The 25,802-nt window shown below is 72.5% G+C and carries 25 protein-coding genes; 8 read left to right on the top strand and 17 right to left on the bottom strand.

Annotation, left to right across the window (positions count from 1 at the left end):
• Positions 1-44: 44 nt before the first annotated feature.
• A complete protein-coding gene (gene phoB, locus ACFZ8E_RS22065; protein ID WP_405043788.1) occupies positions 45-746 on the top strand; it encodes a phosphate regulon transcriptional regulator PhoB in 702 nt (233 codons plus the stop codon).
• A 208-nt stretch (positions 747-954) separates the two neighbouring features.
• On the opposite strand, the gene ACFZ8E_RS22060 is transcribed toward phoB, so the two are convergent.
• From ACFZ8E_RS22060 to ACFZ8E_RS22045, 4 genes are all read right to left on the bottom strand, one after another.
• Positions 955-3,114: a protein-disulfide reductase DsbD family protein gene (locus ACFZ8E_RS22060; RefSeq protein WP_405043787.1), complete on the bottom strand. Its 2,160-nt coding sequence runs from the start codon at positions 3,112-3,114 to the stop codon at positions 955-957.
• Positions 3,115-3,329: 215 nt separating this feature from the next.
• Positions 3,330-5,147 (bottom strand): aminopeptidase P family protein, encoded by a 1,818-nt coding sequence (locus ACFZ8E_RS22055; protein ID WP_405043786.1) that lies wholly within the window; start codon positions 5,145-5,147, stop codon positions 3,330-3,332.
• A 63-nt stretch (positions 5,148-5,210) separates the two neighbouring features.
• Positions 5,211-5,396 carry an Rmf/CrpP family protein gene (locus tag ACFZ8E_RS22050; protein ID WP_147729957.1) on the bottom strand — a complete coding sequence of 62 codons (186 nt, stop codon included), beginning with the start codon at positions 5,394-5,396 and terminating at the stop codon, positions 5,211-5,213.
• Between the two features lie 30 nt (positions 5,397-5,426).
• Positions 5,427-6,377: a 50S ribosomal protein L11 methyltransferase gene (locus tag ACFZ8E_RS22045; protein ID WP_243933187.1), complete on the bottom strand. Its 951-nt coding sequence runs from the start codon at positions 6,375-6,377 to the stop codon at positions 5,427-5,429.
• A 239-nt stretch (positions 6,378-6,616) separates the two neighbouring features.
• Here ACFZ8E_RS22045 and ACFZ8E_RS22040 point away from each other — a divergent pair, with 239 nt between their 5' ends.
• Together ACFZ8E_RS22040 and modB are read left to right on the top strand one after the other, a co-directional pair.
• Complete coding sequence (locus ACFZ8E_RS22040) at positions 6,617-6,820, top strand: hypothetical protein (RefSeq protein WP_147729157.1); 204 nt, start codon at positions 6,617-6,619, stop codon at positions 6,818-6,820.
• 87 nt (positions 6,821-6,907) lie between these two features.
• Complete coding sequence (gene modB, locus ACFZ8E_RS22035; RefSeq protein ID WP_405043785.1) at positions 6,908-7,600, top strand: molybdate ABC transporter permease subunit; 693 nt, start codon at positions 6,908-6,910, stop codon at positions 7,598-7,600.
• 71 nt (positions 7,601-7,671) lie between these two features.
• On the opposite strand, the gene ACFZ8E_RS22030 is transcribed toward modB, so the two are convergent.
• Positions 7,672-8,328: a glutathione S-transferase gene (locus ACFZ8E_RS22030; RefSeq protein WP_243987612.1), complete on the bottom strand. Its 657-nt coding sequence runs from the start codon at positions 8,326-8,328 to the stop codon at positions 7,672-7,674.
• A gap of 62 nt (positions 8,329-8,390) precedes the next feature.
• On the opposite strand from ACFZ8E_RS22030, the gene modC reads away from it, so the two are divergent.
• Both modC and ACFZ8E_RS22020 read left to right on the top strand, forming a co-directional pair.
• Positions 8,391-9,491, top strand: a complete 1,101-nt coding sequence (gene modC / locus ACFZ8E_RS22025) for a molybdenum ABC transporter ATP-binding protein (protein ID WP_405043784.1) — start codon at positions 8,391-8,393, stop codon at positions 9,489-9,491.
• Positions 9,492-9,742: 251 nt separating this feature from the next.
• On the top strand, positions 9,743-11,485 hold the full coding sequence (locus ACFZ8E_RS22020; protein ID WP_405043783.1) for a putative bifunctional diguanylate cyclase/phosphodiesterase: 1,743 nt from the start codon (positions 9,743-9,745) through the stop codon (positions 11,483-11,485).
• A 185-nt stretch (positions 11,486-11,670) separates the two neighbouring features.
• Here the strand turns inward: ACFZ8E_RS22020 and nudC are convergent, their stop codons facing one another.
• From nudC to ACFZ8E_RS21995, 5 genes are all read right to left on the bottom strand, one after another.
• A complete protein-coding gene (gene nudC / locus ACFZ8E_RS22015; protein WP_147728438.1) occupies positions 11,671-12,582 on the bottom strand; it encodes an NAD(+) diphosphatase in 912 nt (303 codons plus the stop codon).
• Positions 12,583-12,589: 7 nt separating this feature from the next.
• Positions 12,590-13,003 (bottom strand): HIT domain-containing protein, encoded by a 414-nt coding sequence (locus tag ACFZ8E_RS22010; protein ID WP_147844109.1) that lies wholly within the window; start codon positions 13,001-13,003, stop codon positions 12,590-12,592.
• Between the two features lie 96 nt (positions 13,004-13,099).
• Positions 13,100-13,666, bottom strand: coding sequence for a hypothetical protein (locus ACFZ8E_RS22005; RefSeq protein WP_147844110.1), 567 nt, complete (start codon positions 13,664-13,666; stop codon positions 13,100-13,102).
• 122 nt (positions 13,667-13,788) lie between these two features.
• A complete protein-coding gene (locus ACFZ8E_RS22000; protein ID WP_147728435.1) occupies positions 13,789-14,652 on the bottom strand; it encodes a universal stress protein in 864 nt (287 codons plus the stop codon).
• 83 nt (positions 14,653-14,735) lie between these two features.
• On the bottom strand, positions 14,736-15,869 hold the full coding sequence (locus tag ACFZ8E_RS21995) for an acyltransferase family protein (RefSeq protein ID WP_405043782.1): 1,134 nt from the start codon (positions 15,867-15,869) through the stop codon (positions 14,736-14,738).
• Positions 15,870-16,102: 233 nt separating this feature from the next.
• Here ACFZ8E_RS21995 and ACFZ8E_RS21990 point away from each other — a divergent pair, with 233 nt between their 5' ends.
• Positions 16,103-16,828: a DUF4142 domain-containing protein gene (locus ACFZ8E_RS21990; protein ID WP_405043781.1), complete on the top strand. Its 726-nt coding sequence runs from the start codon at positions 16,103-16,105 to the stop codon at positions 16,826-16,828.
• Between the two features lie 183 nt (positions 16,829-17,011).
• On the opposite strand, the gene ACFZ8E_RS21985 is transcribed toward ACFZ8E_RS21990, so the two are convergent.
• From ACFZ8E_RS21985 to ACFZ8E_RS21975, 3 genes are all read right to left on the bottom strand, one after another.
• Positions 17,012-17,677, bottom strand: a complete 666-nt coding sequence (locus ACFZ8E_RS21985; RefSeq protein WP_147843815.1) for a carbonic anhydrase — start codon at positions 17,675-17,677, stop codon at positions 17,012-17,014.
• A 64-nt stretch (positions 17,678-17,741) separates the two neighbouring features.
• Positions 17,742-18,266, bottom strand: coding sequence for an NUDIX hydrolase (locus ACFZ8E_RS21980; RefSeq protein WP_405043780.1), 525 nt, complete (start codon positions 18,264-18,266; stop codon positions 17,742-17,744).
• A gap of 11 nt (positions 18,267-18,277) precedes the next feature.
• Positions 18,278-19,060, bottom strand: coding sequence for a DUF429 domain-containing protein (locus ACFZ8E_RS21975; RefSeq protein WP_243951393.1), 783 nt, complete (start codon positions 19,058-19,060; stop codon positions 18,278-18,280).
• An 84-nt stretch (positions 19,061-19,144) separates the two neighbouring features.
• Here ACFZ8E_RS21975 and ACFZ8E_RS21970 point away from each other — a divergent pair, with 84 nt between their 5' ends.
• Together ACFZ8E_RS21970 and dut are read left to right on the top strand one after the other, a co-directional pair.
• Positions 19,145-20,032, top strand: a complete 888-nt coding sequence (locus ACFZ8E_RS21970) for an HpcH/HpaI aldolase/citrate lyase family protein (protein ID WP_405043779.1) — start codon at positions 19,145-19,147, stop codon at positions 20,030-20,032.
• On the top strand, positions 20,029-20,502 hold the full coding sequence (gene dut / locus ACFZ8E_RS21965; RefSeq protein WP_243951397.1) for a dUTP diphosphatase: 474 nt from the start codon (positions 20,029-20,031) through the stop codon (positions 20,500-20,502). Before ACFZ8E_RS21970 ends, dut begins: the two co-directional genes overlap by 4 nt.
• Positions 20,503-20,588: 86 nt before the next feature.
• On the opposite strand, the gene ACFZ8E_RS21960 is transcribed toward dut, so the two are convergent.
• From ACFZ8E_RS21960 to otnI, 4 genes are all read right to left on the bottom strand, one after another.
• Positions 20,589-22,454, bottom strand: a complete 1,866-nt coding sequence (locus ACFZ8E_RS21960) for a glycoside hydrolase family 15 protein (protein WP_405043778.1) — start codon at positions 22,452-22,454, stop codon at positions 20,589-20,591.
• Positions 22,455-22,537: 83 nt separating this feature from the next.
• On the bottom strand, positions 22,538-23,518 hold the full coding sequence (gene denD / locus ACFZ8E_RS21955) for a D-erythronate dehydrogenase (RefSeq protein WP_405043777.1): 981 nt from the start codon (positions 23,516-23,518) through the stop codon (positions 22,538-22,540).
• Between the two features lie 210 nt (positions 23,519-23,728).
• Entirely contained in the window at positions 23,729-24,997 is a 1,269-nt protein-coding gene (gene otnK, locus ACFZ8E_RS21950) for a 3-oxo-tetronate kinase (RefSeq protein WP_405044433.1), read from the bottom strand.
• A gap of 2 nt (positions 24,998-24,999) precedes the next feature.
• On the bottom strand, positions 25,000-25,794 hold the full coding sequence (otnI, locus tag ACFZ8E_RS21945) for a 2-oxo-tetronate isomerase (RefSeq protein ID WP_405043776.1): 795 nt from the start codon (positions 25,792-25,794) through the stop codon (positions 25,000-25,002).
• Between the last annotated feature and the right edge of the window lie 8 nt (positions 25,795-25,802).

The raw sequence follows: 25,802 nt of genomic DNA, 5'->3' as shown, positions 1-25,802 counted from the left end.
GCGATGGATGAGAAGGTCGGGCGGTCCGCCCGGGAGTGCCCTGCATGCGTACGCGGATCCTGATCGTCGAGGACGAGGAGGCGCTGACCACCCTCCTGCGCTACAACCTCGAAGCCGAGGGCTTCGAGGTTGATTCCGCCGCCCGCGGCGACGAGGCCGAGCTGCGCCTGCAGGAGCAGGTGCCCGACCTGATCCTGCTGGACTGGATGCTGCCGGGGCTCTCGGGAATCGAGCTGTGCCGCCGGGTGCGGGCGCGGCGCGAGACGGTGTCCCTGCCGGTCATCATGCTCACCGCCCGCGGCGAGGAGAACGACCGCATCCGCGGCCTCGGGACGGGGGCCGACGACTACATCGTCAAGCCGTTCTCCGTGCCGGAACTGCTGGCGCGCGTCCGCGCGCTGCTGCGGCGCGCCAAGCCCAGCCACGTCGCGAACCTGCTGGAAGCCGGCGACATCGAGCTCGACCGCGACAGCCATCGCCTGCGCCGGGCCGGCGGCGAGATCCACCTCGGTCCGACCGAGTTCAAGCTGCTCGAGTTCCTGATGCAGAGTCCCGGCCGGGTCTATTCCCGCGAGCAGCTCCTCGACGGCGTATGGGGCCACGACGTCTACATCGACGAGCGCACCGTCGACGTGCATGTCGGCCGCCTGCGCAAGGCCCTGAACCGCGCCGGCGAGACCGACCCGATCCGCACCGTCCGCGGCTCGGGGTACGCCTTCGACGAGACGTTCTCGGGCGAGGATTGAGTTCGGCTTTCGGTGGACGGCTCAAGCGACCGCAACGATCCGCGACCTGCCGTGGGTCCCTTCTTCCATGGGAGAAGGACAGGATGAGGGGCGTGAGTCATCCGGGTCGGTCACGACCCTCACCCCAACCCTTTCCCCCATGGGAGAGGAAGCCGTCGCGCACACTGAAGTGATTTCAGTCCTACGAAAATTATATTTTTACCAAGCTTCAGGGGACCTTCGTCCCCCCGCCGTCGAGCCCCGCGCTGCGGCCCGTCGCCTTCACGGCGTCCAGCGCGCTCAGCATCGTCCCCTCGGTGAGGATCTGCGGCAGCACCATCGGCTCTCCGGCACCCGCGAAGAGCAGGTAGAGCGGCACGCCGCTCCGGCCGTGGCGCTCGAGCAGGCGGGTGATCTCCGGGTTCTGGTTGGTCCAGTCGCCCTTGAGATACGTGACGTCGCGCGCGCGCATCGCCGCGCCGACCGCCGCCGTCCCGAGCGAGGTGCGCTCGTTGACCTGGCAGGTGATGCACCACGCCGCCGTCATGTCGACGAAGACCGGCCGGCCGCTCGCCAGCAGCGCGTCGAGGCGGGCCTGCGTGAACGGCTCGATCCCCTCGGCCCGGGCCTGAGCCCCCGGTGCGACGCGGTCGTGATCGAGGGTGAGGGCGAGCCCCGCCACGCCGGCGACGGCGAGCACCGCGAGGCCGCGGGCGAGCTGCGCCCGGACCGGCCGCGCGTCGCGGCCGAGCTCCCACGCCCAGGCGGCGAAGCCCATCAGCACCAGCCCGATCAGCGCCGCGAGCAGGCCCTGCGGCCCGACCTGCTGCGCCAGCACCCAGACCAGCCAGGCGACCGTGGCGTAGATCGGGAAGGCGAGGGCCTGCTTCAGCACGTCCATCCAGGCGCCGGGCCGGGGCAGGGCGCGCAGCGCCGGCGGCCACAGGGTTAGCGCCAGGAAGGGCAGGGCGAGGCCAAGGCCGAGGCTCGCGAACACGACGAGGCCGGCAGCGGTCGACTGCGTCAGCGCGAAGCCCATGGCCGAGCCCATGAACGGGGCGGTGCACGGCGTCGCCACGACCGTCGCGAGCACGCCGGTGAAGAACGAGCCCTGGAGCCCGGCCCGCCGGGTCAGCCCGTCGCCGAGCCCGGACAGCCGCCCGCCGAGGTGAAGCATGCCCGACAGGCTCAGGCCCATGGCGAAGAGCAGGTAGGCCAAAGCCGCCACCACGGTCGGCGATTGCAGCTGGAAGCCCCAGCCGATCCCGGCGCCGCCCGCCTTCAGGGCGATCAGCAGCGCGGCCAGCGCCAGGAAGGCCGCCAGCACCCCCGCGGTGTAGGCGAGCCCGTGCAGCCGGACCCGCGCCGGCGCCTCGCCGGAATGCCTCACCAGGCTCAGCACCTTGATCGACAGCACCGGGAAAACGCAGGGCATCAGGTTGAGGATCAGGCCGCCGAGCAGCGCGAGGCCGGCCGCGGTCCACAGGGTCAGCGCCTCGGCCGGGTCGGTGCGCGCCGCCGCCGGCGCCGCGATCGGCATCGCGCCGCCGCCGGCGAGCGGCGCCTCCTCGCCGAGCGCGAAGGCCTCCCGAACGAGGCCCCCGCCGGTGTCCTCGTCGATCGCCAGCACGCCGGGCAGCGATTCGGGCGCGGGGTCGGCGGGCGTCGCGCGGGTCAGCGTCAGGTGGAGGCCCGAAGCGTCGACGGTGAAGGGCTGCGGCGCGGCGTTGTCGATCGCCGTCTCGGAATAGGGGAAGAACGCCACCGCGCGGACCGTGTCCGCGGCGAGGCCCGGAGCCTCGAAGTCGAGGGCGAGCCGGTCGCCCTGGCTCGACAGCCGCACCGGCCACGGCGCGCGCTTGGGCAGGGCGGCACGGGCGCGGGCGAACAGGTCGACGTTGCCGGGATCGGCCGTGGCCTCGCGCGCGACCGGCAGCGTCAGGGCGAGATCGGCCGAGCCGGGAATGCACTCCGTCTCGCACACGAGATAGGTGAGCTTGCCCGCCAGCGTCACCGGCGCGGCCGGGTCGAGGCTCGGCGGCGGCGTGACCCGCACGAGCAGGATCGCCCCCCCCTCGTAGCCGAAGTTCATCAGCGTCGCGATCGGGATGCGGTGCGGCGCCGGCCACTGGATCGCCGAGGCCGAGAAGCCCGCCGGCAGGGTCCAGGTCACCTCCGGCGGCAGGCCGGAATCGCCGGGATTGCGCCAGTAGACGTGCCAGCCCGGCTTCATCGCCATGCGGATGGCGACGGTGAACGGCGTGGCCCCCGCCACCGCCGCGGGCTCTGCCGCGAGGCTCGCCCGCACGAGGTCGGCCGGCGGCTTGAAGCCCTGGGCCGCAACCGGCCACGCGAGCAGGGACAGGAGGAGGGCGGCTGCGCGGATCATGCGGTCCTTATCGCGCGACCGACGACGACGGTTTCACGCCGCCATCCTCATAGGCCCGAACCGGCGGAGGGTAAAATCGCGGGCGTGCGACAGGTTGGAACGGAGGCGCCGCCGGATCGCGCATTCGAAGCGCGACGCGGCTCCCCCACGCGGGAGAGGGGACCCGCGTCAAGCTGGATGTTCTCGCGGATGCGCGGTTCGATCGTTCGAACTCTTTAGGACCCGCTGCTCAACGCCGCCGTCGCCCGCTCCAGCCAGGCCCGCGTCTCCGGGTCGAGGTCCGCGGACAACACGTCGCGGACGCGGGCGTGGTAGGCGTCGACCCAGGCGCGCGCGTCCGGGCTCAGCATCTCCGGCACGATCAGGCGGCGATCGTAGGGGACGAGCGTCAGGGTCTCGAAGCCGAGCACCGGGCGCTCGCCGCCGGGCACCGTGCGGGGCTCGACGAGGACGAGGTTCTCGATGCGGATGCCGTAGGCGCCCGCCCGGTAATAGCCCGGCTCGTTGGAGAGGATCATGCCCGGCTCGAGCGCCACCGTCCCGGTCTTGGCGATGCGCTGCGGGCCTTCGTGCACCGACAGGAAGGCGCCGACGCCGTGGCCGGTGCCGTGGTCGAAGTCGAGGCCGGCCTCCCAGAGCGGCAGGCGCGCCAGGGTGTCGATCTGCGCGCCGGTGGTGCCCTTGGGGAAGACTGCGCGGCCGATGGCGACGTGGCCGCGCAGCACGCGGGTGTAACGATCGCGCATCTCCGCGCTCGGCGCGCCCACCGCCACCGTGCGGGTGATGTCGGTGGTGCCGTCGGGGTATTGCGCGCCGGAATCGATCAGGAACAGCTCGCCCGGCGCCGCCCTCCGGTCCGTGGCGCGCGTCACCCGATAATGCACGATCGCCCCGTTCGGCCCGGAGCCGGAGATCGTGGGGAACGAGACGTCGCGCAGATCCCCGCCGGCCGCGCGAAAATCCTCCAGCGCCTCCACCGCGGCGATCTCGCTCGGCGCGTCCTGCCCGTCGAGCCAGGCGAGGAAGCGCACCACGCTCGCCCCGTCGCGCCGGTGCGCGGCGCGGGCGCCGGCGATCTCGGCCTGGTTCTTCACCGCCTTCATCGCGGTGATCGGGTCCGGGCCGACGTCGGCGGTGCCGCCCACCGCCGCGACGCGTTCCTTCAGCGCGACCGCGCCCGTCGCCGCATCGAGGCGCACGCGCTTGCCCGCGAGCTCGCCGAGCGCCGGCTCGAACGCGTCGCGCCCGTCGATGTCGGCGATCGGTCCGAGCGCGTCGCGCGCCTCCGCCGTCACGTCGCCGGAGGCGAGGAAGAGCCGCGGCCGGCCCTCGCGCGGCAGGACGGCGTAGCCGAGCGCGAGCGGCGTGTGGCCGACGTCGGCCCCGCGCAGGTTGAACGCCCAGGCGAGGTTGTGCGGATCGGAGATCACCAGCGCATCGCACTGGCCGGTCTCGAGCTCGGCGCGGATGCGCGCGATCTTCTCGCTCGCGGCCTCTCCGGCGAAATCCAGCGGATGGGCGGCGACGCGTCCGGCCGGAGGCTTCGGTCGCCCGGCCCAGACCGCGTCCACCGGGTTCTCGGAGAGCGCCTTCACCTCCGCGCCGGCCTTGGCGGCCGCGCGTTCCAGGCGGGCGACGCCATCGGGCGTGTGCAGCCAGGGATCGTAGCCGAGCACCGCGCCGCGCCGCAGCGTCCGGGCGATCCAGGCCTCGGCGGTGCTCTCGGCGAGCGGCACGATCGCGACCACGCCGGGATCGACCTGTTCCGGCGCCTGCAGGGTGTAGCGTCCGTCGACGAACAGCGCCGCGGCATCCGCCAGGATCACGGCGGTGCCGGCCGAGCCGGTGAACCCGGTCAGCCAGGCGAGACGCTCGGCATTGGCCGGGACGTATTCGGACTGGTGCTCGTCGGCCCGCGGCACGACGAAGCCGTCGACGCCGGCTTCCCGGAGGGCGGCACGAAGGGCGGCGACGCGCTCCGCCGCCTTGCGGTGGCTCGAATCGTCGAAGGTCTGGAAGCGAGTGCGGCTCATTCGGCCAGGGTATCGCCGGCGCGGGTCGGCGGGCAACCGACCTCAGCGGGTATCGATGCGATCTCAGCCGCCATCCATCGGCGGGTCGGGGGCGCGATCGCCGGGTGTGCCGTCGTAGCCTTCGAGCCAGGCTCTGCGCGCATCGGACCCGACCGGGTAGGGGCATGCATCCTTCGGGCGGCCGTGGCTGCGGGCGCGGGCGCCTTCGGTGATCGGATCGGCGGGCGGTTTCGCGGGCGTGTCGGTCATGCCGGGAAAATGCGGGCGCCCGCGTTCGGTTCAGCGATGCGGAAAACCGCCGCGCGCGCCACGGGCGAGCGGCCGCGGCGCCGCCCCGCCGCGGCGGAGCACCAGGGCGACCCAGCCCTCGATCGTGCCCTTCGAAGCGAGATGGAAGCCGCGGTGGCGGTAGGCCGAGAGCACGCCGGCGACGTCGCGCTCGATCAGGCCCGAGAGCACCAGCACGCCGCCCTCGGCCACCACGGCCGACAGCGTCGGCGCGAGCCGCCGCAGCGGGCGCGCGAGGATGTTGGCGAAGACCACGTCGAAGTGGCGCGGCCGCGCGGCCAGGGCGTTGCGCACGCCGGGCGCCTCGTAGAGCTTGAGGTACGGCCCGAGGCCGTTGGCATGGGCGTTGGCGCGGGCGGTCCTGACCGCCTCGCCGTCGAGGTCGCCGGCGATCACCGGCCGGCGCAGAGCCTTGGCGGCGGCGAAGGCGAGGATGCCGGTGCCGGTGCCGACGTCGAGCACCCGGCCGGGGCGCCCGCGCTTCAGCACGTCGACCAGCGCCTTGAGGCAGCCGAGCGTGGTGCCGTGATGGCCGGTGCCGAAGGCGAGCGCCGCCTCGATCTCAATGGCGAGCTCGTTCGGCCGCACGGTGGCGCGGTCGTGCGAGCCGTGGATGCGGAAGCGGCCGGCCCGCACGGGCACGAGGCCTTCGAGCGAGGCGCGGACCCAGTCCTTCTGGTCGATGGTGCGGAACTCCGCCGCGTCCGCCTGCGCGCCGACCACGGGGCGGATCAGGTCGCGGATGAAATCCTCGTCCGGCGCGTCGGCGAAGTAGGCTTCCAGCCGCCACGTCACCCCGTCCTCCGCCTCGAAGGCGGCGACCGCCGTCTCGGTCGGGTCGAACATCTCGCCGAGCAGGTCGGTCATCGTGCGCGCCGACCGCTCGTCGGTCATCAGCTGCAGGACGTGGGTCGGGCGGTTCGGGTGCAGGCCTTCGAGCATGGCCGGCCTTACCACCCTCGGCCGCGTTCCGCGACGTGTGGCGCAGTCCGCGGCGGAAATGTTGTGGCCCGTCCGGTCCCGCGATGGCCAAGGTCGGCAACCGCGGCAAAATCGCCTGGCAATGCGGCAGATTGTTTACCCGTTCATCATATGGACCGCCGGAACCGGGGTTACCGTGCAGCGTTTTCGGTCACTTCTCCGCGTCGTCCGAGTCGTTCGACCATCGAGGGTGCGTCCGCGTGACCAATTCGAGACCATCCGTTCGTCGGCCGGTCGTCCTCAACGGCGTCTCGCGCCGCCGTCGCCAACCGGTCCGCGCCCGCGACACGTTGCTCGGGGCCGAAGCCCTCGACACGCCCCTGCCGGGCCAGCTCCTCGTGCTGCTGAGCCGGCTGCACCGCGCCGAGGACGCGAAGCCCCGCGGAGACGAGTTCGACGCCTGAGCGGCTTGCGCGCGGCATCGTCCGCGTCCAAGCCTGCGGCGTGAGGGGCCGCGACGATCCGCGGCGCCCGGACGGGACGCGCCTTCCTTGCTCGACCTGACGCCCGACGAGTGGACCGCGGTGGCACTGAGCCTGAAGGTGGCCGCCGTCGCGACGCTTGCGAGCCTCGGGCCCGGCCTGCTGGTGGCCTGGCTGCTCGCCAAGCGCACATTTCCGGGTCGCGCCGTCCTCGACGGCCTCGTGCACCTGCCGCTGATCCTGCCGCCGGTCGTGACCGGCTACCTGCTGCTCCTGACCCTCGGGCGACGCGGCCTCGTCGGCGCGTGGCTCGCGGAGGCGGGCATCGTGTTCGCCTTCCGCTGGACCGGGGCAGCGCTCGCCTGCGCGGTGATGGGCTTCCCGCTGATGGTGCGGGCGATGCGCCTGTCGATCGAGGCGGTGGACGCCCGGCTCGAGCAGGCGGCCGCGACGCTGGGCGCCCGGCCGATCGCGGTGTTCCTCACGGTGACGCTGCCGTTGAGCCTGCCCGGCATCCTCGCCGGCGCGGTGCTCGCCTTCGCCAAGGCGATGGGCGAGTTCGGCGCGACCATCACCTTCGTCTCGAACATTCCCGGCGAGACACAGACGCTGCCTTCGGCGATCTACACCTTGACGCAGGTGCCGGGCGGCGAGGCCGGCGCCTTGCGCCTGACGCTGGTCTCGGTCGCCCTGTCGATGACCGCGCTGCTGCTCTCGGAGGTGCTGGCCCGCCGCATCGGCCGGAAGCTGGGGGCGGGATGATGGAATCCCCGCCGCATCCCAGGAGCATCCTCCCCCTCAAAGGGGGGAGGGGAAAGCCCCACAGCCGCACCTCACGCATAGGCGTACGGCCCACCGCGCTCCAGCGCCCGCTTGTAGGCCGGGCGGGCATGGATGCGGGCGAGCCAGCCGGTCAGCTCGGCGCCGGCTCCGGTGCCGCGTGCGGCAAAGGCTTCGAGGGGAAAGCTCATCTGGATGTCGGCGGCGGTGAAGTCCGCGCCGCAGAACCACGGCCGGGCGGACAGCTCCTCCTCCCAATAGGCGGCGTGGCGGCGCAGCTCCGGGTCGACGAACTTGGCCGTCACCGCCTTGGCGATCCCCCTCGCGAGGGGGCGCACCAGGGCGGGGCTGCCCGGCGCCAGCCGCGAGAACACCAGCTTCAGCAGCAGCGGCGGCATCGCCGAGCCTTCGGCGTAATGGAGCCAATAGATGTAGCGGCGATGCGCTTCCGTGCCCGGCGCAGGCACCAGCGCACCGCCGCAGCGGGCGGTGAGGTATTCGACGATGGCACCGGACTCGGCCACCACGATGTCGCCGTCGGTGATCACCGGCGACTTGCCGAGCGGGTGGATCGCCCGCAACGCCGGCGGCGCCAGCATCGTCTCGCGGTCCCGGGCGTAGCGCTTCACCGTGTAGTCCAGGCCGAGCTCCTCGAGCAGCCAGAGCACCCGCTGCGAGCGGCTGTTCTCCAGGTGGTGGACGGTGATCATGCGCGGCCTTCCGTGAGGGTATCGCTGCACAACGCCGGTCCGCGCCGATCGAGCCGCCCGGCATGACGCTCGACGTCGCCGTCGCCCTGCGCCGGGGCGCCTTCACGCTCGACGCCGCCTTCGCCGCCGGGGCCGGGCTCACCGCCCTGTTCGGGCGCTCGGGCTCGGGCAAGACCACGCTGATCGACCTGATCGCCGGGTTGAGCCGGCCCGATCGCGGCCGCATCGTCGTCGCCGGCGAGACGCTGGTCGACACCGACCGGCGCATCGCCCTGCCGGTGCACCGGCGCCGGATCGGGCTGGTGTTCCAGGATGCCCGCCTGTTTCCCCACCTCAGCGTGCGGAGCAACCTCGGCTACGGCCGCTTCTTCGCGGGCCGCCGGGCGGAACGGGCCGAGCACGACGCCGTGGTCGACATGCTCGGCATCGGCCACCTGCTCGGCAGGCAGCCCGCGGGTCTCTCCGGCGGCGAGCGCCAGCGCGTCGCCATCGGCCGGGCACTGCTGGCGAGACCCCGCCTGCTGCTGATGGATGAGCCGCTGGCGGCGCTGGACGAGGCGCGTAAGGGCGAGATCCTTCCCTATATCGAGCGCCTGCGCGACGAGGCCGGGATCCCGATCGTCTACGTCAGCCACGCGGTCGGCGAGGTCGCGCGGCTCGCCAACACCGTGGTGGTGCTGGAGGCCGGCCGCGTCGCCGCCGCGGGCCCGGCGGAGGCGATCCTGCGCCGGGCCGACCTCGTCCCGGTCCACGAGGCCGAGGCCGGCGCGCTGCTCGACATGACGGTCGCCGGGCACGACCCGGCGGCCGGCCTGACCCGGCTCGAAGGTGCGGCCGGGCGGCTGCTCGTCCCGCTCCTGCCGCGCGCGATCGGCAGCGTCGTGCGGGTGCGCGTGCCGGCCCGCGACGTGCTGATCGCGACCGCGGTGCCGTCGGGCCTCAGCGCGCGCAACATCCTCTCCGGCCGGGTCGCGGCGCTGATCCCGGCTGGCAACGCAGTGATGGTCGAGGTGGCGTGCGGCGGGGCGGTGCTCGCGGCCCGCCTGACCGGGGCCGCCGTGCGCGACCTCGACCTCGCGGTCGGCCGCCCCGTCCACGCGGTGATCAAGAGCGTCGCCCTCGATCCCGCCGGGATGGGCGGGCGCCGGGCGATCGAGATTTGAGGCATGGTCTGACTCGGCCCGCTGCAGCCGCAGCAGCCGATTGCTGCACTCGGAAACGGGCGTTCATGGGCCGTGCGCTCCGAGTGTGTTCGGCGCGGTTTGAGCACCCAAAACCACAGTTCTTCTAGGAGTAAAATCAGCATCCGGTAGTTTTTTAATCGATTGGATTCACTGTAACACAAGGTTAATTCGATCCGATTAATGTGACATATTGCTTCTTCGCAATGCGTGGATTCCATTGAGCTGAAGTGATGACCGACATCGACGCGACCGAGCAAGCATTCGGTTCTCACGACCCCGTCTCGTCGGAGACCGCGTTGGCCGGCGCCGTGGGACTCGCGCGGGCCGCCACGTATGCGTTCATCGCCAACGACGGCACCGGTCGGATCACCTTCGTGAACGAGGCGGCCGAGGCGCTCTTCGGATACGGACCCGGCGCGATGCTGGGCCAAAACGTCGATCTCGTCGTTCCCGAACGGTTTCGCGCCAGCCACGCGGCGGGTTTGGCGCGCATCGCCCGCAACGAGCCCTCCCGGATGGCCGGTCGAACGATCGAGGTCACCGCCAGACGTCGCGACGGCAGCGAGTTTCCGGCCGAATTCACGTTGTCGATCTGGAGAGACCGCTTCGGCCTCGGCTTCGGGGCGATCATGCGCGACATCTCGGAATGGCGCGCCCGCGACGAGCATCTGGTCAGGCTCGCGCATCACGACACGCTCACCGGATTGCCCAACCGCGCTTCCTTCGAAGAGACGCTCGACGCGAGGCTCGCCGCCGGTCAGGCCACGTGCGTCCTCATGCTCGACCTCGATGGATTCAAGGAGGTGAACGACAGCTGGGGGCACGGCACCGGTGATGCCGTCCTCCAAACCCTCGCCATCCGTCTGCCGGCCTGGCTCGATCAGGATGCGATCGTCGCCAGGTTCGGCGGCGATGAGTTCGCGGTGATGCTGCCGGGCGCCACCGATCCCCTGCAGGTCGCGGCCAACGCCGCCGCGCTTCTCGACGCCTTCGCGGCACCGTTCTGCGTCTTAGGTCATACCTTCCACCTGGGCGCCAGCATCGGAGGCGCCATCAGCCCGACGCAGGGCCTGTCGGCAGGCGAGCTCGTCGGCAATGCGGACTTGGCGCTCTTTCGCGCGAAACAGGACGGCAAGCGTCGCTTCCGCTTGTTTCAGCCCGACATGCGGAGCGCGCTGCTTTCGCGACTGGCGCTGCAGTCGGAGTTGCGCCGGGCGGTCACGGCTGGTGAGTTCGTGCTCCACTACCAACCGCAGGTGGCTCTGGATACCAGGCGCATCAACGGTGCGGAGGCCCTCCTGCGATGGCAGCACCCCGAACGCGGTCTGCTGTTTCCGGGCGCCTTCCTGTCCCAGCTCGAGGAGCACCCCCTGGCACTCGAGGTCGGACGCTGGATCCTCGACGAAGCCTGCCGGCAGATGGCGGCTTGGCGCGACGCAGGGCTCCCGATCCGAAAAATGGGCGTCAACCTGTTTACCGCCCAGGTCCGGTCGGGAACGCTGACGTCGGATGTCGCCGACGCTCTCCAGCGGCACCGGCTGAGCCCGGAGATGCTGGAGCTGGAAATCACGGAAACGATCTTCCTGAAGGTCGACGAGCCTGTCATCCGCCCGTTTCGCGACCTGCATCGTCGCGGAGTCGGCATTTCCTTCGACGATTTCGGCACCGGCTACGCCTCCTTGAGCTCGCTCAAGCGTTTCCCTCTGACCCGCCTTAAGATCGATCGCGGATTCGTCCGGGACCTGATGACCGATCAGCACGATGCGGCGATCGTGCGCTCCATCATCCAGATCGGGAACGACATCGGATTGGACATCATCGCAGAAGGAATCGAGACGTCGGACCAGGAGGCGCGGCTGCTCGAGATGGGCTGCAAGCAGGGTCAGGGATTCCTGTACGCCAAGGCGCTGCCGGCGGCCCGGTTCGAGGATCTTTTTCAAGGTCTCGGGCGCCTTGAGAAGATCGCGAGCTGATCGACGAGCAGGAAACCTGCAAGCGCGTTCGCGGAGCCCGTTCCGATCCGCGTGTCAGGTGGTCTGCCCGGCGCGGCGAGACGGGGGAGATGTCGGGCCGTTCCACTGTTCGCCCGGAAGCGGCCCGGCCAGGAATGACCGATTCCGGGCAGCTGCAGTCTGTGGCAAACGACGGGTTTCGGCCCTCAGGCCCGCCCCTCGACGAAGGCGCGCATCAGCACGTGCGCGATCGCCATCGCCGGTGGGGCGAAGAGGTTGTCCGGGTGGCGCCGCTCCAGCATTGCCAGCACCTCGGCGCGGTCGAACCAGCGGGCGTCGGCGAGCTCGGTCGGGTCGGTGACGATGGTCTCGTCCAGCGCTTCCGCCGTGCAGCCGATCATCAGCGAGGACGGGAACGGCCAGGGCTGCGAGGTGTGATAGCCGACCGCGCCGACCCTCACCCGCGTCTCCTCGTAGGATTCGCGTGCGACCGCGGCCTCGATCGTCTCGCCGGGCTCGAGGAAGCCGGCGAGGCACGAGTACATCCCCTCCTTGAAGTGCGGGCCGCGCCCCAGCAGGCAGCGTTCGCCGCGGCGGATCAGCATGATCACCACCGGGTCGGTGCGCGGGAAGTGATGGGCGGCGCAGGTCGGGCATTCCCGCCGGAAGCCGCCGGCGCGGACTAGGGTCTGCGTGCCGCAATTGGCGCAGAACCGGTTGCGCGCGTGCCAGCCGAGCATCGACTTCGCGGTGGCGAGCAGGCCGAGCTCGTCCTGCGGCACGGCGCCCTCGGTGGCGATGGTGCGCAGGTCGAGCGTCCGGAAGCCGTCGCCGGCATAGGCCTCGGCCGCCTCCGGCGCCGCCACCGCCGCGAAGATCGGCCGCCCGTCGAGATGCCCGAGGAAGATCCGCTCCTGGGTGATCAGGGGGTTCGCGCGGACGCCGTCCTCGGCCTCCAGGATCGCGCTCCCGCCCCGAAGCACGAGCGCGTCGCCGGCCAGGAGCACCAGCCGGGTGCCCGGCGCGTCGGGGGGCGGCACCGCGTCCTCCGCCTGCTCCGAGGAATGGCGGACGAGCCGGCTCTGCGTGAAGCCCAGGGTGGCGAAGGGGTCGGTCATCGCCACCTCAGGCTGCTGCGAACAGGGCGCCGGCCCGCTCGGCGAGCTGCGCGCGGGCATGGTGCGGATACGGCTTTCTCGCCTCGAAGCCCCAGACCGGGCCGGGCCAGGCCGGATCCGACAGGAAGCGCCCGACCACGTGGACGTGGAGCTGCGCCACCACGTTGCCGAGCGTCGCGACGTTGACCTTGTCGGGCTTGGCCAGCGCCAGCATCACCCCGGTGGCGAGGTGGACCTCCCGCCACAGGGCGGCGGCATCCTCGGCGGCGAGATCGGTGAGCTCGCTCACAGCCGCCCGGCGCGGCACCAGGATCAGCCACGGGAAGCGGGAATCGTCCATCAGCAGGACGGAGCAGAGGCCGAGGTCGCCGACCGGCACGGTGTCGGCGGCGAGCCGGGAATCGAGAAGGAAATCGGTCATGCCGGGCGATGTAGCGCGGGCGCGCGTCCCGGCGCCATGCCCGCGCTCACGGGCCGCCGGCCCGAACCGGCCGGCGGCGTCGCGCTGTGCGCGATGTCACAGCGTCGGCTCGGTTCCCGCGCGGCCGACCGCGACGAGGTCGGCGTTGACGAGACCGTCGGCGTCGGTGCGCGCGAGCACCACGACGTCGGCGCCGGGCACGAGCAGAGCCCTCTCGCCCGGGGCGATCTGCGCCGTCGGCGTCCCGGGCGGGATGGTGAAGGACTTGCTGCCGCCGTCGTAGACCAGCTCGACCTGCCGCGGCGGATCGAGCGACAGGCCGCCGATCCAGCCCGCGGTGAGCCGCGCGTCGGGGGCCGCGTCCCAGGGCTTGGTGCCGGCCTCGAAGCCGCGCTCGGACGGCGAGTAGATCGCGACCTTGATCGGCTTCGGCTTGCCGTCGGCGCCAGGCACCGAGACGATGCTGACGTAGCTCTCCGGCTTGATGTCGCGGAGGCGGCCTGCGGTCGCGATGAACAGGCGCGTCTTCACGTTCATCAGGACGGTGACGGACCCGCCGGCCGCGCGCCGGATCGTCAGCGTGTCGGCGTCGCGGGCCTCGACGGTGCCCTGGTAGCGCGCGAAGGATTCCGCGGCCTGCGCCGCCACGGAGGTCGCACCCATCGCGAGCGCGATCAGACAAGCTCGGATCACTGTCGTCAGCCCCTCACTCGACCGGGATGGCCGGCGAGGCGCGAACGTCGGGCGAACGGTCGAGGTTCCCGCTTCGCGCGCGGCACACGCCGTCAGTGCGCCATCAGCATCGGCAGGTCGGCGTGGGCGAGCAGGTGGCTCGTCGGGCCGCCGAAGATCATCTGCCGCAGCCGGCTCTGGGTGTAGGCGCCCTTGATCAGCAGGTCGGAGCCGAACTCCTTCGCCTCGGCGAGGAAGGTCTCGCCCGGCGTCCGGCGCCCGGCGGGAAGCGCCTTGTGGTCGGCGGCCACGCCCTCGCAGGCGAGCGAGCGGGCGAGGTCCTCGGCGCTCGGGCCCGGCACCGTGCCGCCCTCGACGCTGAGCACCAGCACGCGGGAGGCGGCCCGCAGCAGCGGCATCGCGAAGGCGACGGCGCGCGCGGTCTCGGTCGAGCCGTTCCAGGCAACCAGGATCGCGTCGCCGAACCGGGTCGGCGGGGTCGGCGGCGCCACCAGGATCGGGCGGCCGCCCTCGAACAGCGCCGTCTCCAGGGTGGTCATGCGCGGCGTACCGTCGGCGGCGCCGGGGCGGCCGACGACGGTGGCCGAGAACAGGCGCGCGTACTGCCCGAGGAAGGCGTCGCCCGCCGGCACGTCCTGCCGCCAGCGATAGCGCGCGCCGGCGCCGGCGACGTTCTCGGGAACGCACAGGCCGTCGCGGGCGTGGCGCGGGATGCCGGCCCCGTCCATGAAGGCGACGAAGCGCCCGCCCGCCTCCTCGGCCTCGGCCCGGTCGGCCTCCTCGTCGCGCAGCCAGGTCATGCCGCCGACCATGTCGACGGGCACGTACTCGGCGAGCGCCGGCCGCAGCGACACGCCCTCGATCAGGCTGCCGAAGCGCTGCGCCACCAGGCGGGTCGTCTCCAGCACCGAGGGCAGGGCGTCGTGGAGCGCGATCGGCACCAGCAGGGTCTTCATCGCGTCGCCTCGCTCGGGTTCGCCATCACCGTCGCGACGCTAATGCGGATCGCCGCGGCGGGAAACTCGCAGCCGCCCGGCGCTCACACGGTTTTCGGCCTCGGAAGGGAATGGCGATCGGGATCGAGGCGGGCGCGGGCGAGGCGCGTCATCGGGCGCTCGACATGGCGGTGGACGAGCAGGGCCGCCACGACGCTCAGGGCCACCATCACGCCGAGCGCGACCCAGGGGCCGAGCCACAATGCGAGGTCGATGCGCGCGAGCGCCTCGCGCAGGCCGCGCAGGACGAAGGGATGGACGAGGTAGAGCGCGTAGGAGGCGTCGCCGAGCGCGGCCAGGGCGGACACGACGGGCGAGGGCGGTCGCGCCTGCGTCCGCGAGCGGCCGAGCGCCGCCGCCGCCACCAGGAAGGCCGCCGGGATGCCGAGGGCGAGCGGGCGCAGGAACCCGTCCGGGAATGGGCCGGTGCGCGCGACGAGCAAGAGCAGGCCGAACCCGGCGAGCGCCAGGCCGGCGCGCGCCGGCCCGCCCAGCCGCACGCCCTCGCCGCGTGCGAGCGCGATCACGGCGCCGAGCCCGAATTCCAGCATCACCGGGTTCGACCAGAACGCCAGCGGCACGGCCCCCGGCTTCAGCCAGGCGCCCGCCAGCACGATCCCGACGAGGGCCGCCACGAGCCAGGCGACGCCGGCCCGGCGACCCCAGCCGAGACCGAGCGCGAACAGCGCGTAGAACGCCATCTCGCAATTGAGCGTCCAGCCGAGGCCGTAGAGCGGCAGCACCGCACCGTCCGGCCGCGCCGCGGGCCAGAACAGGAAGGAGGCGACGACCTGGCCGGCGTCCGGCGGTCCGCCGCTGCCGTTGAGGGCCGACGGAGCCGCCAGCCCGACCGCGAGGTAGAGCGCGGTGACCAGCCAGTACAGCGGCACCACCCGCGCGATCCGATGCGCCAGGAAGCGGCGCCGACCTCCGCCGCTCTGCGCCGCATGGCGCCCGACCGCGTGCGGCGCCGCGGCGTGGACGATGATGAAGCCCGAGATCACGAAGAACACGTCGACGCCGCCGGCCCAGGGCAGCAGCCCGCTCGGGGCGAAGGCCGCGCCCGTCCGCTGCGCCAGCGCGGCCGCCTCGGCCTGCGCATGGTGCATCACGACGAGCAGCGCCGCGACCGCGCGCAGGATCTGAACTGACAAGATCTGGGTGGAGCGGGGCGTCAAGGCGGGGCCTCGGGACGGAAGGACGGCGAAAGGCATGGCGGCTGCCGCGGGGTGGATCAAGCGTCGCAGCCCGCGCGGCGGACGGCGCAAGGTCAGGCAAGACCAGAGGAACCATGCGCGATCGTCATCGTTGGTTCGATGAAGTGCTGTCGCCGTCCGTTTCGGTTGAAACCGGTATGGGCGATACAACTACGCCGGCTTGCACGCTCACCATTCATCGATCGAGGTTTTCAATGCTGAAGAAATACGCCATCCTGTCCGCGCTCGCCTTCGCCGTCTCGACCCCGGCCATGGCCCAGGGCCTGAGCGATTTCCGTCTGCAGTCGCTGCAGGCGAACGCCTTCGAGATCCAGTCGAGCCAGATCGCGCTGTCGAAGTCCCGCAACCCGCAGATCCGGACCTACGCCCAGGAAGCGATCCGCGACCACCGTTCGGCCAACGTCGCCCTCGTCGGCGGTGACCGCAACTACGTCGCCGCGCAGGGCGGCGTGGTCGGCGGTCCGGTGGACGGCTTGATCGGCGCGCCGCTGGCGGTGGCCGGTGGCGCCGTCGGCGCGGCGACCGGCGCGGCCGCGGGCGTGGTCGGCGGGACGCTGAACGGCGGCCCGGTCGGCGGCCTCGAAGGCCTCGGCTCGGGCGCGCAGCGCGGCGCCGCAGCGGGCAGCCGCCTCGGCAATGCCGACGTCGATCAGACGGCCGGCACCACGGTGGTTCAGCCCAGCCCCGAGCAGCAGGCGATGCTGGCGGAGCTCTCCGCCACCCCGTCGGGCCCGCGCTTCGACCGCCTCTACGTGAGCCAGCAGGTCCAGGCGCACCGGATGACGATCGGCATGACCGAGGCCTACGCCTCGTCCGGCCCGAACCCGGCGCTTCGCACCTACGCGCAGCAGGCCCTGCCGGTGCTGCAGCACCATTACGGCATGGCCCAGCGCCTGCCGGGCGCCCGCGACGCGATGTAATCGTCCGATCCCTCTCGGCGCCGACGCCGAGCGCGGCTCATGAGACAGGGCGGCAGGCGCAAGCCTGCCGCCCTTTTCGTTGGTCCGGTCTTTCGTCGGCCCTGGCCTTCCCGTTCCGATCGATCTCGTATTGAAAGGCGAGGCGGGTGCTTTCGAACCAAAGCACCCGCCTCGCCGGACGCGTCAGCTGCAGCTCATCATTGCGGAGGGGCGCAGCGGCTCGCCGCTTCGATCGACCGCCTGCGCGAAGTCCCCGGTCTCGGGATTGCGGACCAGAAGGTCGCCCGTGGCCACGCCGAAATGCGCACCGTGCAGCTTCAGGGTGCCGGCCTCGACCCGTTCCTTGATGAACGGGAAGGTCATCAGGTTCTCGAGGCTCTGGCTGACCATCGCGTGCTCGAGACGGGTGAGGTATTCGGGTGCGCTCGAGTCGCCGGCCTTCGCCTCGGCGGGCTCGACGAGGGAGACCCACTTGCCGATGAAGTTGCCCTTCGAGAGCGGCTTGGCCTTGTTGGCGTAGGCCTTGATGCCGCCGCAGCTTGCGTGGCCGAGCACGACGATGTTCTTGACCTCGAGGCCCTGCACCGCGAACTCGATCGCCGCCGAGGTGCCGTGATAGTCGCCGCCGGTCTCGTAGATCGGCACGATGGCGGCTACGTTGCGGATCACGAACAGCTCGCCGGGGCCGACGTCGAAGATCGCTTCCGGCGCGACCCGGCTGTCGCAGCAGCTGATCACCAGCGTCTCGGGCTCTTGGGCGGTCGCCAGCTCGGCGAAGCGCTTCCGCTCCGTGGGAAAGCGGCCGGAGAGGAAGGAACGGTAGCCGTCGGTGAGCGCGGTCGGAAACATGGGTCCTCCTGACAATCGAGAAATTCCGTCACGGAACGAGTGGCCTGAGCCCCCTGTTCCACGCTCAAGTTTGCTGCCAGGTCAGGATGATCGGGGCGTCTGGAACGTGTCCGGCGACGAGGCGCTCGGCGAGCTGACCGAGGCCGGCGGGCTCGATCCGCGCCTCGGTGGCGAGCAGCTCGGCCACCGTCCACCAGCGCGTGCCGTGCAGCGGGTTGTCCTCGGTCTCCATCAGGCGGCTGGTGTCGATCCGGTCGTCGGGCAGACGCACCAGGAAATAGCGCTCGCGTGCATCGCGCGACTGCCGGAACAGGTGGAACGGGCCGTCGCAGGCCGCGACCTGCGGGCTGATCGCGCAGTCGGCCCGGCCGATCTCCTCCGACAATTCCCGGCGGCAGGCCGTAACGTGGTCCTCGCCGGGCTCCAGCCCGCCGCCCGGCATGAACCAGAACCGCAGCGGCGTGCCGTCCGGCGCATGCGCGTGCACCGATTCGTACTCGATCAGCAGCAGTCGGTCGGCGGGATCGAACACCAGCGCGCGGGCGACGTGGCGGATCGCGGGGTTCGGGTCTCGGGTCTGTTCGCTCATGGCCCAGGTCGTTAGCAGACTTTGCGTGGCTCGCGGGATTCGGCCCGGTCGCCCCCCTGAAGCGGCGCCGGCATCCAGATCACCGCCGGCAGGCCGTGGGCGTCGCGCTCGGGCAGGTCCGGCAGCGGGCTCGCGCGGCCGAGGAGGATGTCGCGGGCGACGACGAGGCCGGCCATCGCGTCGAGGTGGTCGTCGGCACCGACGCCGCGCGGCCGTGCGCCGTGAACCAGCGTCTCCGGCAGCCCGGCGGCGACGAGGAGCGCCCGGCGCAGGTCCAGCCCGGCCTGCCGCTGCGGCCCCTTCTTGCCCGCCGCCAGCGCCCGGTCGCCGTTGAGGCGGCGGAAGGCGATCTCGGGATGGACCTCGTGCAGGCGCGCCGTCAGCGCCGGCCACTCGCGCAGCAGGGCGTCCACCGCGCGGATGTAGCGGAAGATGTTGAAGCACTGGATCGAGGGCGCGAAGGGCGGCGCGCTGCCCGCGCGCGACAGCGCCTTGGCGGTCTCGTAGTCGTCGGCGAAGATCGCCGCGCGCGGCGGCACCGGGAACACGCTCGACCGGCCGGCGCCGAGATAGGCGCGTGCGGCCCGGTCGGCCGCCCGGCCTCCGCCCGTCGCGCGGTCCGGCAGTCCGATCGGCACGTCGATGCCGACCGAGACCGGCGCTTCCGGTCCGTCGAGGCACTCGGCGACGGTGGAAAACAGGGCCGCGCGGTGGCGGCCGGGATCGTCGAGGTCGAGCAGCACGCCGGCCCAGGCGCCGCGGCAGCCGTCGAGTCCCGCGATCCAGCGCGCCATTCCCGCTCCTTGTCTCGCCGTCCGGAGAACGCTATCGGCGCTTCTGTCTTACGGACGTCGCCCCGCCGACGGAAAGATGCCGCCATGACCGAGATCCGTCCGCGTCGCAGCGTGCTGTCCCTGCCGGGCTCGAACCCGCAGGCCCTGGAAGCGGCTCGCACCCTGCCGGTCGACGCGGTGCTGCTCGATCTGGAGGAGACCGTCCCGCCCGAGGCCAAGGACGGCGCCCGCAAGACGGTGGCCGCCGCGGTGACGGGCCGTGCCTACGGTCATCGCGAGGTGGTGGTCCGCATCAACGCGCTCGATTCGGCCCACGGCGAGGCCGACCTCGCGGCGATCGCCGCGGCCGGCCCCGACGCGATCCTGGTGCCGAAGGTGAGCAGCCCCGACGCCCTGGTGGCCGTCGGCGCCCGCTTGAGGCGCCTCGGCGCGGCGCCGGCGCTGCGGATCTGGGCGATGATCGAGAGCCCCCTCGCGGTGCTGCAGGTCGGCGCGATCGCCAGCGCCGCGCGCGACGTCGACATCCGCCTGTCCTGCCTCGTGGTCGGCACCGGCGACCTCGCCGCGGCGACCCGGATCCGCCGCGGCGTCCCCGGCCGCCCGGCGCTGATGCCGCTGCTGATGAGCGTCGTCGCCGCGGCCCGCGCCTACGAGATCGACGTCATCGACGGCGTGTTCGAGGCGACCGCCGACGAGGCCGGCTTCCGCGCCGAGGCCGAGCAGGCCCGCGACGGCGGCTTCGACGGCAAGGTGCTGATCGATCCCGCGCAGATCGCCGCCGCCAACGCGGTGTTCGGCCCGAGCCCGGATGCGGTCGCGCAGGCGCGTGCGGCGATCGCCGCCTTCGCCGGCCCGGCCGCCCGCGAGCGCGGCACGGCCGCGTTCCGGGGCCGCACGATCGACCGATCCCATGCCGATGAGGCCCATCGCATCGTCGCCCTGGCCGACGCCATCGCGGCGCGCCGGCCGTGAGCGACGCGCTGCCCGAGGTCGGCATCCGCGGGCTCGATCCGCGGCTGGCGGGGTGGGGGTTTCCGCGATGGGGCTCGACCCAGGCCGCCGGCCTCGACCTCCATGCCTGCCTCGACGCGGCACTCGACCTCGCGCCGCAGGGGCCGCCGGCGCTGATCCCCGCCGGCTTCACGGTGCTGATCCGGGAGGCCGGCTGGTGCGGGCTGATCTTCCCCCGGTCCGGCCTCGGCCATCGCGCCGGGCTGGTGCTCGGCAACGGCACCGGGGTGATCGATGCCGACTACGAGGGCCCGCTGATGATCTCGGCCTGGAACCGCAACCCGGCCGGCGACCCGATCCGGATCGCGCCGGGCGAGCGCATCGCGCAACTGGTGTTCACGCGGGTCGCGCGGCCGCGGCTGGTCGTGACCGACGCGGATGAGCCGGCATCGGCGCGGGGCGTCGGCGGGTTCGGGTCGAGCGGCCGGTGACGAGGCCGAAGGATCGCGCCTCTTCTCCCTCCCCCGCAGAGGGGGGAGGGAAGAGAGCGCGGTCAGCCGAAAGCCCCACGCTGCGTCTACTCCGCCGCCGCCTTCGCCGGAACACATCCCTCCTCGGGCAGGCCGAAGCGGCCGATCGTGTCCTGCAGGCGCAGGGCCGCGTTGATCAGCGCCATGTGCGAGAAGCCCTGCGGGGTGTTGCCGCGCTGCTCGCCGGACTCCGGGTCGATCATCTCGGCGAACAGCCCGACGTCGTTGCCGCGCGCCAGCAGGCGCTCGAACGCCGCCTTGGCCTCGCCGGTGCGGCCGTCGAGCGCCAGGCAGCCGACGCGCCAGAAGGCGCAGGCGGTAAACGTGCCCTCATCGCCCGCGAGACCGTCGTCCATGCGGTAGCGGTAGATCAGGTCGCCGACGCCGAGCTCGTCCTCGATCGCGGCCAGCGTCTTGCGCAGGCGCGGGTCGCTCGGGTCGATCGCGCCGAACAACGCCACGCGCAGCACCGCCGCGTCGAGGTGGTGCGAGCCGTAGGCGCCGGTGAAGGCCTGCCGCTCCTCGTTCCAGGCCTTCTCCAGGTAGTCGGCGCGGATCTCGGCGGCGATCCGCTCCCAGGTCTCGATCTTCTCCGGCGGCACGCCCGCGATGTTGCGGCCGATCCGGGCGGCGTCGTTCAGCGCCACCCAGAGCATCGCCTTGGTGTGGAGCTGGTGGCGCGGGCCGGTGCGCAGCTCCCAGATGCCGTCGTCGGCCTCGTCGCGGCAGGCGATGGCGCGGCGGGTGAGGTTGTCGAGCACCTCGGGCAGGCGGTCGTGGACCTTCTCCGGCGGGTCGTACTCGACCGCTTCGAGGAAGACGCAGAGCGCACGCACCAGCTCGCCGTAGATGTCGTGCTGGTCCTGGCCCTCGGCGGCGTTGCCGATCAGCGGCGGCCCGACGTCGCGCCAGCCGGAGAGGTGGTCGAGCTCCTCCTCCGGCGGCATCGCCTCGGCGATGCCGTAGAGCAGCTTGGTGTCGCGGCCGAAGCTGCCGTCCGCTTCGCGCAGGAAGCGCAGGAACTCCGAGGCCTCGCGGACGTAGCCGAGCATCACGAAGGCGGTGACGGTGAAGGTCGCGTCCCGCATCCAGGTGAAGCGGTAATCGTAGTTGCGGTTGCCCGGAACCGCCTCGGGCAGGCCGGCGGTGGCCGCCGCGACGATGGCGCCCGACGGCGAGTAGGTCAGCAGCTTCAAGCACAGGGCCGAGCGCAGCACCGCGTCGCGATAGGGGCCGTGATAAGTGCAGCGCTCGCTCCAGCGCCGCCAGTAGTCGATGGTCGCCGCGACCCGGCGCTCGGCGCCGGCGAAATCGTCGATCGCGGCCCGCTCCCCGTCCTCGCCGTGGGTGAGGACGAGGTAGGCGGTCTCGCCCGCCGCGATCGCGAACCGGCTCACGGCGACCGCGCCGTCGAGCCTCGGCTCGGGCGCGGCGTTGACGCGGAGCCGCTGCTTGCCGGCCTCGAACAGCACCGTCGCGCCGTCGGCGATCGGGATGCCGTCGCAGCGGGCGTAGTCGAAGGTCGGGTGCACCAGGAAGCGCCCGGCGACGTGGCCGTCGATGCAGGTGAGCAGGCGGATCAGGCGGCTCTCGCCCTCGCCGTCGGGCCCTTCCTCGGGCTCGGGGGTCGGCGGATTGACCGGCATCACGTCGACCAGCCGGGCGCTGCCGGTCTCGGTGACGAAGGTCGTCTCCAGCACGTTGGTCTCGGGCACGTAGCGCCGCGAGGTCGAGCGCAGGCCCTCGAACGCGATCCGGCAGGAGCCGCCCTTGTCGTCGTCGAGCAGCGCGAGGAACAGGGCCGGCGAATCGTGACGCGGCCAGCACAGCCAGTCGACCGAGCCGTCGCGGGCGATCAGCGCGGTCGAGTGGGTGTCGCCGATGACGGCGTAGTCTTCGATGGGCTTGTACAAGGCGATGCGTTTCCCGGAGGCTCGACCCGTTCTAACGCGTGGCATCCCCGGTTCGACCGTGCCTGACGAAATGTCACATAGGTTTATGTCCCGGCGTGGAACTCGGCGACGTGCTCGGCGACGATCGCGTCGAACGAGGCGTCGGCGGTGAAGCCGAGGTCGAGCGCGCGTTCAGTGGCGAAGGCCTCGGGCCAGGTCTCGATGATGCGGGCGACGGCCGGATCGGGCTCGCGGCGGATCAGGGCGACCGCCTTGTCGCCACCGACCTTGCGCAGGGCCTCGATCTCCTCGGCCACGGTGGCCGACACCCCCGGCAGCGTCAGCGCACGCCGCAGCCCGAGGCGGGCGAGGTCGAGCCCGGCCGCGTGCAGCAGGAAGCCGATCGCGGCCGAGGGGCTCGCGAACCAGTGGCGCACGGTCTCGGGCACCGGCAGGATCGCCGGTTGGCCGGCCAGCGGCTCGCGGATGATGCCGGAGAAGAACCCCGACGCCGCCTTGTTCGGCTTGCCCGGGCGCACGCAGATCGTCGGCAGGCGCAAGGCGATGCCGTCGAGGAAGCCGCGGCGGGAATAGTCGGCGAGCAAAAACTCGCCCATCGCCTTCTGGGTGCCGTAGGAGGAGGCCGGCGTGACGATCCAGTCGTCGCCGATCACCGGTGGCAGCGGCGGCCCGAACACCGCGAGCGAGGAGGTGAACACCACCTTCGGCCGGTAGCCGTCGGCCAGGTGCGCGCGGCGGATCGCGTCGAGCAGCAAGCGGGTGCCGTCGAGGTTGACCCGGTAGCCGAGCTCGAGGTTCGCCTCCGCCTCGCCCGAGACGACGGCTGCGAGGTGGAAGACGAGGCCGGGCCGCCCGGCGATGGCGGCGTCGGCCGCGTCCGGCGCGGTGAGGTCGGCGGCCTCGGTGCGGACGTTGCCGGCGAAGCCCGCGGGCGCGTCGGGCTGGACCACGTCGATCAGGGTCAGCGCGTCGAGCGGCGCGCCGCCGACGGCGCCGGACGCGACCAGGGCCTTGGTGAGCCGGCGGCCGATCATGCCGGCGGCGCCGAGGATCAGGGCGTGCATGGGAAGCTCCTTGGTCGGCATGTTCGGCCGCGATCGATCTGCGTTGCCCTACCGGCTCCCCCCCCGCACCCGAGTCGGGCCTGCCCGACTTGGGTACACGACTTGGGCACACAAGGTGCGGATCTCGGGCAAGCCCGAGATCCGTCGGGGGAGGGAAGGCGCGACGAGACTTTCGAAGGCGGTCAGGGAAGCGAGAAGCACCCGTATCGCTCACCGCATCAGGGCGAGCGCGCGCAGGAAGAAGTCGCGGCCGCCGAAGTTGCCGGATTTCAGCGCAAGCAGCATCGGATCGCCGCCGGCCGTGCGCAGGACGGGGACGCCGGCGGCGATCTCGGGGCCGAGCAGGAAGGCCTTCAGCCCGAGATGGTCGACCACCGCGCCGGAGGTCTCGCCGCCGGCGACCACGAGCCGGCGGACGCCGCGGGCGACGAGGTCCGCGGCGAGTTGCGCCAGCGCCGCCTCGATCGCCTGGCCGACCGCGGCGCCGCCGTGCCTGGCCTGGAGCGTGCGCACCGCGTCGGGCGCGGCGCTGCTGGCGACGAGGACCGGGCCGGCGGCAAGGCGCTCGGCGGCCCAGGCGATGGCCGCCTCGACCTCGCCGGGGCCGGACAGCAGCCGCTCGGTGTCGAGGCGCAGCACCGGCATGTGATCGGCCGCGGCCTCGATCTGCGCCAGCGTCGCCTGCGAGCAGCTGCCCGCGAGGCACGCGGCGTGGCCGCCGACCGCTTCGCCCGCCACCGCACCGGCGCCGGATGCGCCGTGCCCGTCCGCGACCAGCGCGCGGGCGAGCCCGAGGCCGAGGCCCGAGGCGCCGCAGGAGACGCGGTGCCGCAAGGCGGCGCGGCCGAGGATCTCGAGGTCGGCATCGAAGATCGCGTCGGCGATGGCCGCCCCGTGGCCCTCCTTCGCCAGGGCGTCGAGGCGCGCGGCGACCGCGTCCGGACCGCGCGTCACGGTGGCGATGTCGATCAGCCCGACCGTGCCGGCGCTCTGGCGGGCGAGCACCCGCACGAGGCTCGAATCGCGCATCGGGTTGAGGGGGTGGTCCTTCAGCGGGCTCTCGGCGAGCAGCGTCGCGCCGACGAAGAGATGACCCTGGTAGACGCTGCGCCCGGTCTCGGGAAAGGCGGGGGTGACGAGCGCGATCGGCTCGGCCGCATCCGCCCGCAACGCGTCGAGCACCGGGCCGATGTTGCCGGCCTCAGTCGAATCGAAGGTCGAGCAGACCTTGAACAGCACGTGGCCGGCACCGCGCCGGCGCAGCCAGGCGTCGGCCTCGCGGGAGCGCACCACCGCCTCGCGCGGGTCGATCGACCGGCTCTTCAGCGCCACCACCACCGCATCGACTTCCGGCAGGGCGAGGTCGTCGGCCGGCACGCCGATCGTCTGCACCGTGCGCAGGCCGGCCCTGGTCAGGGTGTTGGCAAGGTCCGAGGCGCCGGTATAGTCGTCGGCGACGCAGCCGAGCGCGAGCGGCAGGCTCATCGCGCATCCCCCCGCCGGCCTTCGCGATAGGGCGCGAACCAGCCGAGGCCCGCGACGGTGCCGGCGGCCGGGTTGTACTCGCAGCCGACGAACCCGTCGTAGCCGAGCCGGTCGAGCTCCGCGAAGAGGAAGGCGTCGTCGATCTCGCCGGTGCCGGGCTCGTGTCGCCCCGGCACCGAGGCGGTCTGCACGTGGCCGACGATCGGCATCAGCGCGCGCAGCCGCATCGTCACGTCGCCGTGCAGGATCTGGCAGTGGTAGAGGTCGAACTGCAGCTTCAGGTTCGGCCGCGCGAGGTCGCGGATCAGCGCCGCCGCCGCCCCGAAATCGTTCAGGAAGTAGCCCGGCATGTTGCGGCCGTTGATCGGCTCCAGCACGAGGTCGAGCCCCGCCGCGCCGAGAGCGTCGGCGGTCCAGGCGACGGCGCGGCGGTAGGCGTCGCGCGCGGCCGGATCGTTCGGGTCGGCCAGCCCCGCCATCAGGTGGAGGCGCCCGACGCCGGTGGCCTCGGCGTAGCGCAGAGCGGTCGCGACGCCCTGCTTCAGGTCGTCGAAGCGCTCGGGCAGGGCCGCGAGCCCGCGCTCGCCGGCCTCGAAGTCGCCCGGCGGCAGGTTGAACAGCGCCTGCGTCAGGCCGTGGCGCGCCAGGCGGTCGGCGATGGCGTCGGCCGGATGCGCGTAGGGGAACAGGAACTCGACGGCGCCGAAGCCCTGGTCCGCGGCGGCGGCGAAGCGGTCGAGGAAGGGGAGCTCGGTGAACATCAGGGTGAGGTTGGCGGCAAAGCGCGGCATGGATGGAC

The sequence above is a fragment of the Methylobacterium sp. HMF5984 genome, from assembly GCF_045033435.1.
Classification (GTDB): domain Bacteria; phylum Pseudomonadota; class Alphaproteobacteria; order Rhizobiales; family Beijerinckiaceae; genus Methylobacterium.
The sequence above is the reverse complement of the archived record's forward strand: the minus strand, read 5'-3'. Positions and strand labels throughout refer to the sequence as shown.